Source organism: Actinomycetospora sp. (genome assembly GCF_036497585.1).
Classification (GTDB): domain Bacteria; phylum Actinomycetota; class Actinomycetes; order Mycobacteriales; family Pseudonocardiaceae; genus Actinomycetospora.
Genome location: NZ_DASXJD010000102.1, coordinates 1 through 12,267, shown reverse-complemented (window position 1 = coordinate 12,267; position 12,267 = coordinate 1). Strand labels below are relative to the sequence as shown.

12 protein-coding genes are annotated in these 12,267 nt (G+C 74.3%); 3 read left to right on the top strand and 9 right to left on the bottom strand.

Annotation, left to right across the window (positions count from 1 at the left end):
* Positions 1 to 256: 256 nt before the first annotated feature.
* Both VGH76_RS09795 and VGH76_RS09790 read right to left on the bottom strand, forming a co-directional pair.
* Positions 257 to 3,232, bottom strand: coding sequence for an ABC transporter ATP-binding protein (locus tag VGH76_RS09795; protein ID WP_331556468.1), 2,976 nt, complete (start codon positions 3,230 to 3,232; stop codon positions 257 to 259).
* Positions 3,233 to 3,898: 666 nt separating this feature from the next.
* On the bottom strand, positions 3,899 to 5,089 hold the full coding sequence (locus tag VGH76_RS09790; RefSeq protein ID WP_331556467.1) for an MFS transporter: 1,191 nt from the start codon (positions 5,087 to 5,089) through the stop codon (positions 3,899 to 3,901).
* Between the two features lie 150 nt (positions 5,090 to 5,239).
* On the opposite strand from VGH76_RS09790, the gene VGH76_RS09785 reads away from it, so the two are divergent.
* A complete protein-coding gene (locus VGH76_RS09785) occupies positions 5,240 to 5,842 on the top strand; it encodes a TetR-like C-terminal domain-containing protein (RefSeq protein ID WP_331556466.1) in 603 nt (200 codons plus the stop codon).
* Here VGH76_RS09785 and VGH76_RS09780 read toward each other — a convergent pair.
* The 6 genes from VGH76_RS09780 to VGH76_RS09755 form a co-directional block, all read right to left on the bottom strand.
* On the bottom strand, positions 5,821 to 7,005 hold the full coding sequence (locus VGH76_RS09780) for an alkane 1-monooxygenase (RefSeq protein ID WP_331556465.1): 1,185 nt from the start codon (positions 7,003 to 7,005) through the stop codon (positions 5,821 to 5,823). The two genes, VGH76_RS09785 and VGH76_RS09780, sit on opposite strands and share 22 nt — an antisense overlap.
* A gap of 121 nt (positions 7,006 to 7,126) precedes the next feature.
* Positions 7,127 to 7,726 carry a TetR/AcrR family transcriptional regulator gene (locus VGH76_RS09775; RefSeq protein WP_331556464.1) on the bottom strand — a complete coding sequence of 200 codons (600 nt, stop codon included), beginning with the start codon at positions 7,724 to 7,726 and terminating at the stop codon, positions 7,127 to 7,129.
* Positions 7,727 to 8,044: 318 nt separating this feature from the next.
* Complete coding sequence (locus VGH76_RS09770; protein WP_331556463.1) at positions 8,045 to 9,304, bottom strand: cytochrome P450; 1,260 nt, start codon at positions 9,302 to 9,304, stop codon at positions 8,045 to 8,047.
* Positions 9,301 to 9,945: a helix-turn-helix domain-containing protein gene (locus VGH76_RS09765; protein ID WP_331556462.1), complete on the bottom strand. Its 645-nt coding sequence runs from the start codon at positions 9,943 to 9,945 to the stop codon at positions 9,301 to 9,303. Before VGH76_RS09765 ends, VGH76_RS09770 begins: the two co-directional genes overlap by 4 nt.
* The gene (locus VGH76_RS09760; protein WP_331556461.1) at positions 9,942 to 10,325 is read right to left on the bottom strand and encodes a GMC oxidoreductase; all 384 of its coding nucleotides are present in this window, start codon (positions 10,323 to 10,325) and stop codon (positions 9,942 to 9,944) included. The genes VGH76_RS09765 and VGH76_RS09760 overlap by 4 nt, the downstream gene beginning before the upstream one ends.
* Positions 10,313 to 10,849: an FAD-dependent oxidoreductase gene (locus tag VGH76_RS09755; protein ID WP_414637701.1), complete on the bottom strand. Its 537-nt coding sequence runs from the start codon at positions 10,847 to 10,849 to the stop codon at positions 10,313 to 10,315. Before VGH76_RS09755 ends, VGH76_RS09760 begins: the two co-directional genes overlap by 13 nt.
* 151 nt (positions 10,850 to 11,000) lie before the next feature.
* Between VGH76_RS09755 and VGH76_RS09750 the strand changes: the two genes are divergently transcribed.
* A complete protein-coding gene (locus VGH76_RS09750; protein ID WP_331556460.1) occupies positions 11,001 to 11,462 on the top strand; it encodes an MOSC domain-containing protein in 462 nt (153 codons plus the stop codon).
* A gap of 7 nt (positions 11,463 to 11,469) precedes the next feature.
* Here the strand turns inward: VGH76_RS09750 and VGH76_RS09745 are convergent, their stop codons facing one another.
* Positions 11,470 to 11,976, bottom strand: coding sequence for an alpha/beta hydrolase (locus VGH76_RS09745; RefSeq protein WP_331556469.1), 507 nt, complete (start codon positions 11,974 to 11,976; stop codon positions 11,470 to 11,472).
* On the opposite strand from VGH76_RS09745, the gene VGH76_RS09740 reads away from it, so the two are divergent.
* Positions 11,975 to 12,267 (top strand): hypothetical protein (locus VGH76_RS09740; protein ID WP_331556470.1); only part of this gene is annotated, 293 nt, incomplete at its 3' end. The genes VGH76_RS09745 and VGH76_RS09740 overlap by 2 nt on opposite strands.

The following is a 12,267-nucleotide window of genomic DNA, read 5'->3' as shown; positions in this document are numbered from 1 at the left end:
CCAGGCGATGAACCAGCAGGTGCAGGGCAACGGCGCCGACCCGGCAGCCGTCGCCGCGCAGTTCCTCAACGCCAACGGGGTCAACAAGTAGGACCCGGCGAGGTCACCGGCGGCCCGGGTCCCCGCGTGGGGCCCGGGCCGTCGTACGTCCGCGGCCTGTCGATCCGTGATCGAGTTCTCGGGAGCGACACGCCCAAGATTTGTTGCGACACGCTCACGAGGAGGAGATCTTCCGGCCGGGGCTGCCGGTCCGGCGTCACCGCTCCGGGGCGCGGTGGGAGCCGACGGTGCTGCGGGGCCGCGGCGGGGTCGGCTCGGCGCGGTGCGAGGTCCGCGCCGGAGGGCGTGCGGTCCCCGCGACGAGGTCCGCGACGGTCCGCCGGGCGAGCCGGCCGGTCGTCTCGACCGCGTTCTCGTCCGACCTGGCGGGCGTCGGCCCCGATGCCGGGTGGCGCGGCCCGGGCACCGTCCACTCCGACGACCGCGCAGGGGTCGGGCCGGCTCCCGACGACGAGGGTCCCGACGACGAGGGTCCCGACGACGAGGGTCCCGACGACGAGGGTCCCGACGACGAGGGGGTCGGTCCGGGAGGCCGTGGGGTCGAGGTGGTGTCGGACCGCGGCGAGGGCAGCCCGTGCTTGGCGGTGCCCGGTCCGGCGCCGACCCGGGTCTCGTCCCGCCCGGTCGAGGCCGGTCCGTGGGCCGGGCTCGACGAGGCGCGGTCGTTGCCGGAGGGGCTGCCTGTCCCGGTCGCCGTCGCCTTCCCGGGGGCCGGAGTCGGAGCCGGCCGACCCGCGGCCGGACCCGTTGGAGTCGTGGCGGGACCCGCAACGCGCGTGTGGTCGACCGGCGAACGCCCGGGCGGGAGAGTGGCGCGGCCACCGGTGCGGTCGACCAGACGCCCCGGCGTGGGCGCGGCAGGTCCGGGAGCACTGATGCGGGCGGTCGGCCGAGGGGCAGGCGCGGGCGGACCGGCCGCGCTCGCACGGTCGACCGGCGGCGATCCGGGCCCTCGTCCGGGCGGCGGCCCACCCACAGCGGTGCGGGACGCCGGGGCGGGTCGGGAGCGGATGGGGGTCGGCCCCGTCGTGGTGGACGACCGGGCCAGGAGCCGCAGCGGCGCGGTGACCGGGTCGGGCGCGCGCACGGCGGCCGGGTCGAGCGCCGGGACGCGGGCCGGGGCGCGTCGCGGAGGTGCCGGCCGCGGCGGCTCGACGGCACCGGGGGCCGGCCGGAACGGCGTGGCGCGCCGCGGGGCCGGCGCCGCGACGTCGTCGGGACGCCCCGTCGTCTCGGCGGGCGGCGCGCCGCCGTGCTGCGCCGCCCACAACCGCGCGTAGGTCCCGCCGGCCGCGAGGAGGTCGTGGTGACGGCCCCGCGCCACGATCCGCCCGTCCTCCAGCACGACGACGAGGTCGGCGTCCCGGGCCGGCGTGAGGTCGTGGCTGATGACGATCGTGGTGCGTCCGCCGGCGAGGCGGCGCAGCGGTTCCAGCACCGCGCGGGCGGTGGGGGCGTCGAGCCCGGTCGTCGGCTCGTCGAGCACCAGGACCGGGGAGACGCGCAGCAGGGCCCGCGCGATCGCCAGGCGCTGGCGCTGCCCGCCGGAGAGGGCCGCGCCGTCCTCGCCCACCCCGGTGTCGAAGCCCTGGGGCAGCTCGCGGATGAAGTCGAGCGCGCCGGCCTCGCGGGCGGCCTGCTCGATCTCGGCGCGGGTGGCGTCCGGCCGCGCGTAGGAGATGTTCTCCGCGACCGTCATGTCGAACAGCATCGGTTCCTGCGGGAGCAGGGTGACCGCCTCGCGCACCGCCTTGATCGTGCGGTCCCGGACGTCGACGCCGTCGAGGATCACGGCACCGTCCTGAGCGTCCAGGAAGCGCAGCAGCATCTTCGTCATCGTGGACTTGCCGGCCCCGCTGGGCCCCGTGACCAGCACGAACTGGCCCGGCCGCACGTCGAGGGAGATGCCGTCGAGCCCGGCGTCATCGGTGCCGGGGTAGACGTACCTCGCCCCGCACAGCTCGAGGTGGCCCTCGCGGACGACGGAGCCGTCGGCGTCGGGGGAGTCCTGGACCTCGGGCTCGGCGTCGAGGATCTCGATCAGCCGCTCGCACGACGCCGAGGCCGAGGTGACGGTCAGGTGCAGCGCGCCGAGCTGGGACAGCGGCGGGTAGAGGTAGCCGAGGTAGGCGGCGAACCCGAACAGCCCGCCGACGGTGAGCTCGCCGGCGGCGATGAAGGCCGCGCCGGCGATGAGCACGGCGAGCAGGGCCCCGCTCTGGATGAGCGTCGTGATCGGCGAGTAGATCATCTGCAGCCGGCTCTCGCGGGCCCGTGCACGCCACCAGATCTCACCGTGGTGGTCGAGCCGTGCGCTCTCGGTCGCCTCGGTCCCGTAGGCCTGGACCAGGGGCAGGTTGGAGAGCGCCTGCTCGACGGCGGTGCCGACCTCGCCGGCCGCGCGGCGTTCCGTCCGCGCCGCGGTCTTGGTGAAGCGGCCGGTGATGCGGCTGGTCAGCCACATGAGCGGGGCGAGCGCGACGACGATGACCGCGAGCTGCCACTGGACGAGCACGGCCGCGGCCGCGTAGGCGACGGCGGTGCCGACGGCGATGACGGTGCTGACGATCCCCGACGAGGCGAGCGCCTCCACGCCGTCGACGTCGGCGGTGAGCCGGGACATGAGGTCGCCGGTGGCGTGCTCGCCGAGGAAGCGGGGACCGAGACGCTGCAGGTGCGCGAACACCTCGTGGCGCAGGCGGAAGACGAAGCGCTCCGCGGCGCCGACGAGCAGGAAGCCGCCGAGCACCGAGAGCAGGCCGCCGATGGCGGTGAGCACGAGCCACTCGATCGCGGACGGCCAGACCGCGGACATCGAGTGGGCCACGGTCGCGCCGTCGACGATGCGGGCGAACATGGTCACGACGTAGGTGTCGCAGGCCGTGGAGGCGGCCATCGCGAGGAAAGCGAAGAGGAGCTTCGAGCGGTCCGAGCGGGTGTACGGCCAGAAGCGCCGGAAGATCGCGCGGAGGGTCATCGCCGGGGCGTCCGGGCCGCCGGCCGGAGCCGGCGTCCCGGAGGCACCCTCGTCGTGCGGGGAGGTGGATGCGCCGCCGTCGTGGTCGGTCCGGTCCCGGGCGGGAGCCGCGGCGCCCCCGACGCCACTGCTCGTCTCGGGGACGTCGTCCCCGTCCACCGCCGGCAGCCCGACCAGTGTCGTATGCGCGCCCACCGTCTCCCCTCGAACGTCCCCGGGCGTCGCGCCCGGGGGCACCGGCCCGGCGCCGCCCGCTCCCATGCGGGGCGGACGGCGGCCGCGCCGTTGCTTCCGGAGCCGGCCCGGTCAGCGCCGGGCCGCTCGGATGGTCTCCAGGGTTGTCGTACCGCCCCGGGAACCCGTTACCGCAGCGAGATCAGTCGTCGCAGGACTTCGTCTTGCAGGGCTGCGGCTCGCAGCTCTCGTGCTTCGGCGGGCAGCACTGGTGGCACTTGCAGGCCCGGTGGTGGTGGTGCCTGTGGTGCGGGGGCGTGCAGCTCTCGAGGAGGCGGAAGTGGCCCATCGATGTGTCCTCTCGGGGAAGGAAACAACCCTCGCCGGACGGCGAGGCGGAGGTCACGTTGGGGTCACAACTTAAGAATGACCTGTGCGTGAGCTGTCACCCGGTCGAGTGAAACGCACATATCTGTGAATCCGGTCAAGCTTCTCTCAAGTCGGCGAGCCCGAGTTCAAAGGTCTCCTATGGGATTCCCTTCTCATCTTCGGCTCAGGGAGCTGAGTTGACACGTTGCGTCGCGGACTCGTCCGTACGGGGACGACCAGTGCGCGACCCGGGGACGACGACGTGCGCTCACGGTCACAACGACGCGGAGGGCGGTGACGGTACGTCGATTTCCGCCGTCACTCGCAGGGGGCGCCGGCCGGGGCGGGAACCGCTCTCGGGGGCGCGGCGCGGCGGCTGCGCGCGAGCGTGAGGACGACGGAGCCGGCGCCGAGCGCGACGACGACGGCGCCGTAGACCTCGGCGGCCGTCCCCAGCCCGACGAGGCCGCTGCCGACCCCCGCCGCGACCGCGGGGAGCGAGAACGCGGAGTAGGAGATGACGTACGCCAGCGCGAAGAGCTCGCCGCGCTCGGTCGGCCCGGCGATCTCGGCGAACACGCCGAAGCAGGCGAGCGCGGCCGCCCCGAACCCGACCCCGGCGACGACCGTCCCGAGGGCGGTCAGCAGCAGGGACGCGAGCGTGAACCCGACGAGGGTCACGGCGGTCCCGGCGGCGAGCAGGGCCGCGGCCGGGGCGAGCAGGGAGCGCACGGGGCGGTCGCGCAGCAGGAACGACGTGAGGGCGCCGGTGCCGCAGAGCAGCGTGACCACGAGTCCGCCGATCAGCCGTGACGACTCCCCGAGCAGCGAGGCCGCGATGGAGGGCCCGAGCGAGAGGTAGAGCCCGCCGAGCGCCCAGCTGGTGACGAGCACCGGGGTCACCGCGAGCACCTCGCCGCGCAGCCGGGGAGCCGCCCCGACGCGGGGGATCAGGGAGGCCCACACTCCGGCGCGGCGCGCCGAGGTCTCGGGCAGCACCGCGACGACGACCGCCGACACGGCGAGCAGCCCCAGCAGGACGATCCAGACCAGGCGGGTGGGCGCGGGGGCGAGCTGGATCAGGGCGCCCGCACCGACCGCGCCGGCCGCCAGCCCGGCGAGCGTCCCGGTCCCCGTCACCATCCCCGCGCGGTGCGGCGCCTCGGGCGGGGCGAGGTCGACCATCGTCGCGCCGAGGGTCGTGATGGCGGCGCCGGTGGCGATCCCCTGCAGCACGCGGGCGACCAGCAGGGCGCCCACTCCGCCGGCGCCGAGGAAGACGGCGAACGACACGGCCTCGAGCACCAGGGCACCGACCAGCACGGGCTTGCGTCCCACGTGGTCGGACAGCGCCCCGACGACGAGCAGCGAGGCCAGCAGGCCCGCGACGTAGACCGCGAAGACGACCGTCAGCGTCGCGGCCGAGAAGCCGAAGAGCTGCTGGTAGAGCGGGTAGAGCGGGCTCGGCACGCTCGAGGCGGCCGGGAAGAGGACGACGATGCCGCCCACGGCCGCGAACAGCCGGGCACGGGTTCTGGGGTGTATGCGGCTCCCTCGTCGGACGTGATCGCAACGATCGCTGCTAGTACCTCGGCGACGCTAGCACGGTTAAGGCAGCGATCGCTGCGTTCATTCCGAGCACGTGGAACACTCGGCCCCGTGGGAGCCAACGACGTGGGGACGGGGTCGCGTCCCGGAGGCCGGTCGGCGCGGGTGCGCGCCGCCGTGCACCGTGCCGTGCAGGACCTGGTGGCGGAAGGCGTGCTCACCGAGGACCTGACGATCCCCGTGGTCGCCGCCCGCGCGGGCGTGCACGCGACGACGGTCTACCGGCGGTGGGGCTCACTGGCGGAGCTGCTCGCCGCCGTCGCCGAGCACCGGTTCACCGGCGACGTCATCGTGCCCGACACCGGAGGCCTGGCGGGGGACCTGGAGCGCTGGGCGAGCGACGTCGCCCGGGACCTCACCGACCCCGACACCCTCGCGCTCATGCGGGCCTCGATCGGGGCGGGGGAGGCCGCCTCGTGCGCCTGCACCGGGGACCGTCGGGCCCAGATCACCGCGATGCTCGACCACGAGCGCCGGCGCGGCGGGGACGTCCCCGAGGTGGACACCGTCGTCGACGGGGTGCTGGCGCCGCTCTACTACCGGGCACTGTTCGAGCCCGCCCCCGCACAGCACGACGGAGGGCCCGCCCCGGACGCCCGGGTACGGGCCCTCGTCGGGAACCTGCTGGGGTCTCAGGTGTCGGTCAGCCCGTAGCGGGCGAGGATCTTCGCACGCTTGCGCGGGAGGACGTTGGCCTGCGTGAGGTCACCGTCGTAGTGCGCGACGACCTTCGGGTCCATGATCCGGCGCCACAGCGGCGGGATGACGGCGACGACGATCATCGTGCCGTAGCCCGACGGGAGCTGCGGCGACTCCTCGAAGTGGCGGAGCGCCTGGTACCGGCGGACAGGGTTCGCGTGGTGGTCGGAGTGGCGCTGCAGCTGGTAGAGCAGCAGGTTCGACACGGTGTGGTCGGCGTTCCAGCTGTGCCGCGGGTCGACGCGCTCGTAGCGCCCGTCCTCCCGCTTGCCCCGCTTGAGCCCGTAGTGCTCCAGGTAGTTCACGAGCTCCAGCAGCGTGAACCCCACGACGGCCTGCACGAGCAGCCAGGGCAGCACGCCGACGCCGAAGACGAGGCACAGCGCGGTGAACAGCGCGATCGTCATCGCCCAGGAGATGAGGATGTCGTTGCGCAGGCTCCACGGGTTCTGCTCGTGCCGGGCGAACCGCTTGACCTCGAGGTGCCACGACGACCGCAGGCTGCCCCAGACGGTGCGCGGCAGGAACGACGTCCAGAAGTTCTCACCGAATCGCGAGCTCGCCGGGTCCTCGGGGGTCGCGACGCGGACGTGGTGGCCCCGGTTGTGCTCGACGTAGAAGTGGCCGTAGCCCGAGCTCGCGAGCGCGATCTTGGACAGCCAGCGCTCGTTCTCCTCGCGCTTGTGCCCGAGCTCGTGTGCGGTGTTGATCGCGATGCCGGACACCACGCCCATCGTCAGGGCGAGCCCGACGTCGCTGACGAGGTCGAGCTGCTGCGTGGCCCAGACCCAGCAGCTGAAGGCGAGGCTGACGTACTGCACCGGCAGGAAGAGGTAGGTGATCCAGCGGTAGTAGCGGTCGGCCTCGAGCCGGGCGCGCTCGGACTCCGGCGGGTTGTCGCTCGTGCGCCCGATGAGCATGTCCAGGGCGGGCAGGACGACGAACAGGATGATCGGGCCGAGCCACCAGAAGAGCTCGACGCCGGTGCCGTGCACGAGGCCGTAGGCGGCGATCGGCAGGGCCGGCATGACGGTGCCCAACGGCCAGAGGTAGCGGCGCTTGTCCCGCCACGGCTCCTGCTTCTCGAGCACCTCGTCCCGTGACTGCTCGACGGTCATGGTCGGCCTCCTCGCATCCCCGCTCACGTGCTCCGGGAATGACTGTGACACCGTGTCGCAGCAGAAACAAGATGCAGTCTTTGTCTCAGTACGGAGCAGTGCTCTCCGAGGAGGCGAGGTCTCAGACGGTGGCCGCGGCCGCGATGAGGCAGGTGGTGAGCCGGGCGATCCGGTCCGCGGCCTCGGCGTGGCCGAGACCGGGGGAGACGAGGTGGCTGATCGTCAGGCGGACGATGGCGTCGACGGCGTCGGCGACCGCCCGCGGGTCGAGGTCGGGGCGCCGCCGGCGCATCCAGTCGCCGACCAGCGCGTTGCCGCCCGCGATGATCCCGTCGCCGCGGGTGGTGAGGAACGGCAGCAGGCTGGTGTCGCCGCTGCGGCTACCGGTCAGGATCGCGCGCAGGAGGGGGTTGTCCGCGGCCTCGTCGAGGGTGAAGCGCACGGCGCCGCGCACGCCTTCCGAGGCGTCGTCGTGCTGCTCGAGCTCGCCGGCGATGCCCGTGAAGAAGCGCTCGGCCTCTCGGGCCACGAGAGCCTCGCCGACCCCGTCCTTGGTGCCGAACTCGCGGTAGAGGGTGGGACGGGAGACCCCGGAGGCGGTGGCGACCTCACCGATCCGGACGCGGTCCCACCCGCGGTCCACGGTGAGTGCCGCGGCGGTGTCGAGCACCCGCTCGCGGACCTGGCGTCGGAATTCGACGCGGAGCGATTCGCCGGCCATCCGTCGAGTGTCACTCATTGCGACGTCGAAGGTGGCCGGAGCACGAGCCTCACGTCCGTTAGGGGGTTCCAGGTGGGCCCGTTACCGTACTGTGACCTTCTTGATGACGCGGTGCGTTCGGCGCGACGGGCAGGTCCGCTTGACCCAACGAGGCTGGGCCGACTCCCGGAAACGACTCCGCGGCGTGAGCAGTTGTGCCCGCAACGCGATCGGCGAGCACGCGGTGTGGTGGTCGGGCCGCGCGGCCGCGACCGCCGGTGCAACCGTCCGGGCCCCGTGAGCATGCTCCGTCCGGGGGAAAGGGGCGGGTCGGGGCTCTCAGCGCGCCGAGGGCAGCCGCACCGGGAGGTGCTTGATCCCGTTGACGAAGATCGACGAGAGCCGGTCCGGCTCGCCGACCACCTCGAGGTCGGCCATCTCGGTCACCAGGCGCCGGAACATCACCCCGGCCTCGCGGCGCGCGAGGTGGGCGCCGAGGCAGAAGTGCGGGCCGTGGGCGCCGAACCCGTGGTGGCGGTTGGGGGCGCGGCGCAGGTCGAGCCGGTCCGGGTCGGTGAAGACGGCCTCGTCCCGGTTCGCGGACCCGTAGACGAGCAGCAACTTCTCCCCGGCTGACACCGCGACGTCGCCGACAGTGGTGTCCTCGACCGCCGTGCGGCGCATCCAGTTGATCGGGGAGGCCCAGCGGACGATCTCGTCGATCGCGGTGGGGGTGACGCCGTCGAGGTCCTCGGTCCAGACCTGCTTCGCGGCCGGGTCGAGGTGCAGCCCCCACACGCCGTGGGTGATCGCGTTGCGGGTGGTCTCGTTGCCGGCCACGCAGAGCAGGATGAAGAACGACGCGATCTCCTGGTGCGTGAGCCGCTCGCCGTCGACCTCGCCGTGGACCAGCGCGGAGAGCACGTCGTCCCGCGGGTCGGCCTCGGCGTCGGCGGCGAGCTCGGCCATCAGCCCGGACAGGCCCCCGCCGGCGGCGAGGTAGTCCTGCAGCGGGTTCTCCGAGACGTACTCCGGGTCGTCCCCGGCGAGGATCATGTTCGACCAGGTGAAGACGTCCGCGCGCCGCGACTCCGGGATGCCCATCATGTCGCAGATCAGCAGCAGCGGGAGCGGCGCCGCGATCTCGGTGACCAGGTCGAACTCGCCGTCCTGGGCGCCCGCCGTCGCGCGGGCGCGGGCCAGGACCTCGTCGGCGATGCGCTCGACGTCGTCGACCAGCGAGGCCACCCGCTTCGGGGTGAAGGCGCCCGCCGCGATCCGCCGGATCTTGGTGTGGCGCGGGGCGTCCATACTGATCAGCGAGCCGAAGAACTCGTGCGCCTCGGCGGGCAGGTCGAGGATCGAGACGGCCCCGCGGCCGGAGCAGAACCGGCCCGGGTCGCGGCTGACCTCCTCGACGTCGGCGTGCCGCGTCACCACCCGGAAGCCCGGCCCGGGCTCGAACCCGGGGAACTCGGGCTCGTCGTAGCGCGGCAGGTCGTCCGTGGCGCGCAGCGCGGCGAAGGCGACGTAGCGCTCGCTCCAGGGCGCGTTCCAGAACCCGCGTTCGCCGAGGTCGAGCGGGGCGGTGCTGGTCAAGGGTCCTCCTGGATCTCGGGGCCGGGCAGGAGCGCGACGAGGCCGGTGACGAGCAGGTCGCGGACGCCGGCGTGGTCGAGCGAGCCGCGGACGAGCCATTCGCGCGAGGCGGCGCGGACGAGGCCGAAGTAGGCGCGCACGCGGGCGCGCAGGACGACGTCGGCGGCGGGGTCCGAGGCCGGGTCGTGCTCGGGGACCAGTGCGGTGATCACGCGGTCGGCCGCGGTCTCGTCGGCCTCCTCCACGACGCGGTCGACCTCCGGGTCCCCGCCGGCGCCGCCCACGCCGACCGAGAGCCAGAGCCCGGCCCGCGCGGCGACGGTGTCGAGGAACCAGTCGACGGCGGCGCCCGCCCGCTCGGTGCGAGTGCGTCCCGGCAGGCCGGCGGCCGCCTCCTCGGGGATCGTCAGCAGGATGCGGAGCGCGGTGAGGTAGAGGTCGCGCTTGGTGCCGAAGTAGTGGTTGAGCAGGCCGCGCGCGACGCCGGCCTCGCGGGCGAGCTCGCTGGTGGAGACGTCGGCGTAGGGCCGCTCGGCGTAGAGGCGCAGCGCCGCCTCGAGGATCTCCGCTCGGCGGGCGTCGGGCTCGAGGCGGCGGCCGGGGGAGGGAGACGGGGCGGAAGCGGTCTCGGCGCTCGTCATCCCGACACCACGTGCAGCGGCAGCCGCAGCGCTCCCGGCGCGTCCGGCGGCACCGCGGGCCGGCGCGGCGCCACCGGCGCGACACGGCGGTACGGCTCGCCGAGCGCGGGGCGGGGGTCCTCGTCGCCGGCGTTCGGCCAGGTCGACATCGCGCGCTCGGCCAGCGCGGTGATCGTCAGCGAGGGGTTCACCCCGAGGTTCGAGGGGACCGTCGACCCGTCCACGGCGTGGATGCCCGGATGGCCGTGCAGGCGGTGGTAGGGGTCGACGACGCCGTCGGCCGGGGTGGTGCCGAGGACCGCGGCGCTGGTGAGCCCGGGCAGGAACCGGCGCGGGCGCAGGGTCAGCGAGTTGTTCAGCGCCTGCATCACGAGCAGCACGATCGACTGCTCCGACCAGTGCTTCGGCCGGTGGATGAGGGTGAGCTCGCGGCGGCGCCGGAGGACCGCGGACAGGACGCGGCGCAGGCCCGGGCCGTGCCGGCCGATCGTCGGGTCGTCGGCGTCGGGGGTGCCGTCGACGAGCAGGCCTGGTCGTAGTGCGGGGCGAGCTCGTCGTGCCAGTCGGTGACGTCGGGCCAGCTGCCGTCGGCGAACACCCGGGCCGGCGGTTGGTAGAGCGTGTTCGCGTAGACCAGCGACCCGCCGCTGACCCCGGCCCCGGAGAGCACGAGGACGTGGCGCAGCGGGTCGATGCGGAAGATGCCGTGGCAGCCCAGTCGCGGTGCCCAGAGGAAGTCCCGCAGGTGCCACGAGGAGCGGGCGAACTCGTGGTCAGCGAACCTGCGGCCCGCTTCGAGCACCGCGACCCGGTAGCCCTTCTCGGCGGCGCGCAGGGCGGCCACCCCGCCGCCGAACCCGGACCCGATCACCACGACGTCGTGATCAGGGCGACCGTCCACCATGACGAGGACGGTGCGCCTCTTGTTGGCAGCCTGTCAAGAGCGGGGACAGCGGCCCCGGGAGCGAACGGCGCTCTCGCTGCTTCTATGCGCCGAACGGGCCGCTCGCTCGGTCGGGAAGGGGTCCGGCGACCGCGCTCGTACCCTGGAGGGCATGGAGATCCGGGTGGCCGCGCTGCACGTGGCGCCCGAGCGGAAGGCGCCGATGGTGGCCGTGGACCATGTCGAGGCGCGGGCCGGCCAGGGGATCGTCGGAGATCGCTACTTCGGCACCCGTCACCGGCACGTCTCCGTCCAGTCGCTCGAGGAGCTCGACGAGGCCGCCGTCGCGTGGGGCGCGCCGATCCCGGCCGGGCGGGCCCGGCGCACGGTCACGCTCGACCACGGCCGGGTCCCGACGACGCCGGGCGCGCGCCTGCTGATCGGCGACGTCGAGCTGGAGGTCGTGCGCAAGGCCGCCCCGTGCCGCGTCATGGAGACCGCCGTCGGGCCCGGCGCGGCCCGGGCGATGCACGACCGCGGTGGCGCGATCTGCCGGGTGCTGACCTCGGGGACGATCTCCGTGCGCGACCCCGTGGAGCTCGATGCGGCGGCCGGGGCACTCGCGGCCCGTTGAGGAGCGGTCAGCGCCCCGCCCGGTCCCGCACCAGAGCGAGGGCTGCGTCGCGCAGCCGGCCCGGGCGGGCGAGGCGGTCGCAGGCGTCGAAGTGGGTGCCGTCGCACTGGTCCAGGATCGTCACCGGCAGCGTCGGCCACGTCCGGGCGAGCAGGCGCTGCTGGCGGTCGAACTCGCCGGGCTCGTCGCCGCCGCAGGTCAGGAGCAGTGGGCCGGGGGCGGTCGGCGTGGTGCGCACCGGGCTCGCGTCGTGCGCGTCCCGCTCGGTCATCCCGATCTCGTCGTTGACGTACGACCGGCGGATCGGCTCGAGGTCGTAGAGCCCGCTGATGGCCAGGCCCGCCCCGACGGTGTCGGGCGGCAGCCCGTGCGCGGACCAGTCGGTGGTCATGAGCATCGCGACGAGGTGGCCGCCCGCCGAGTGCCCGATCACCGTGATCCCGCGCGGGTCGGCGCCCAGCTCGCCGGCGCGGCGGGCGAGCTCGGCGACGGCCGCTCGGACGTCGGCGACGATGGCGGTGATCCCGACCTCGGGCGCGAGCCACGAGCGGGGCGGGCGTCGCGGCGTCGGCGCCGCGGAAGACGTCGACGGCCTGGCGTGGGTGCTCGCCGTAGCGGACCTCGACGGGCGGGAACTCCGCGGCGACCGCCCGGCTCTGTTCCTGCCAGGCCGCGAAGATCGCGTCGGGGTCCTCGACCTGGGCGCGCGCGTCGTACTGCGCGTCCAGCCACTGCTTCGTGGCGCCCTCGGGCAGGGCCGGGTCATCGGGGTCCTTGGGTCTCTGCTGCGCGGCGGTCACGGCGG

Bases quoted from the DNA above. Each gene is read 5' to 3' on its own strand.
- VGH76_RS09755 (WP_414637701.1), bottom strand. From the start codon at position 10,849: ATGGTGGACGGTCGCCCTGATCACGACGTCGTGGTGATCGGGTCCGGG.
- VGH76_RS09780 (WP_331556465.1), bottom strand. From the start codon at position 7,005: ATGACCGTCGAGCAGTCACGGGACGAGGTGCTCGAGAAGCAGGAGCCG.
- VGH76_RS09765 (WP_331556462.1), bottom strand. From the start codon at position 9,945: ATGACGAGCGCCGAGACCGCTTCCGCCCCGTCTCCCTCCCCCGGCCGC.
- VGH76_RS09775 (WP_331556464.1), bottom strand. From the start codon at position 7,726: ATGGCCGGCGAATCGCTCCGCGTCGAATTCCGACGCCAGGTCCGCGAG.
- VGH76_RS09750 (WP_331556460.1), top strand. From the start codon at position 11,001: ATGGAGATCCGGGTGGCCGCGCTGCACGTGGCGCCCGAGCGGAAGGCG.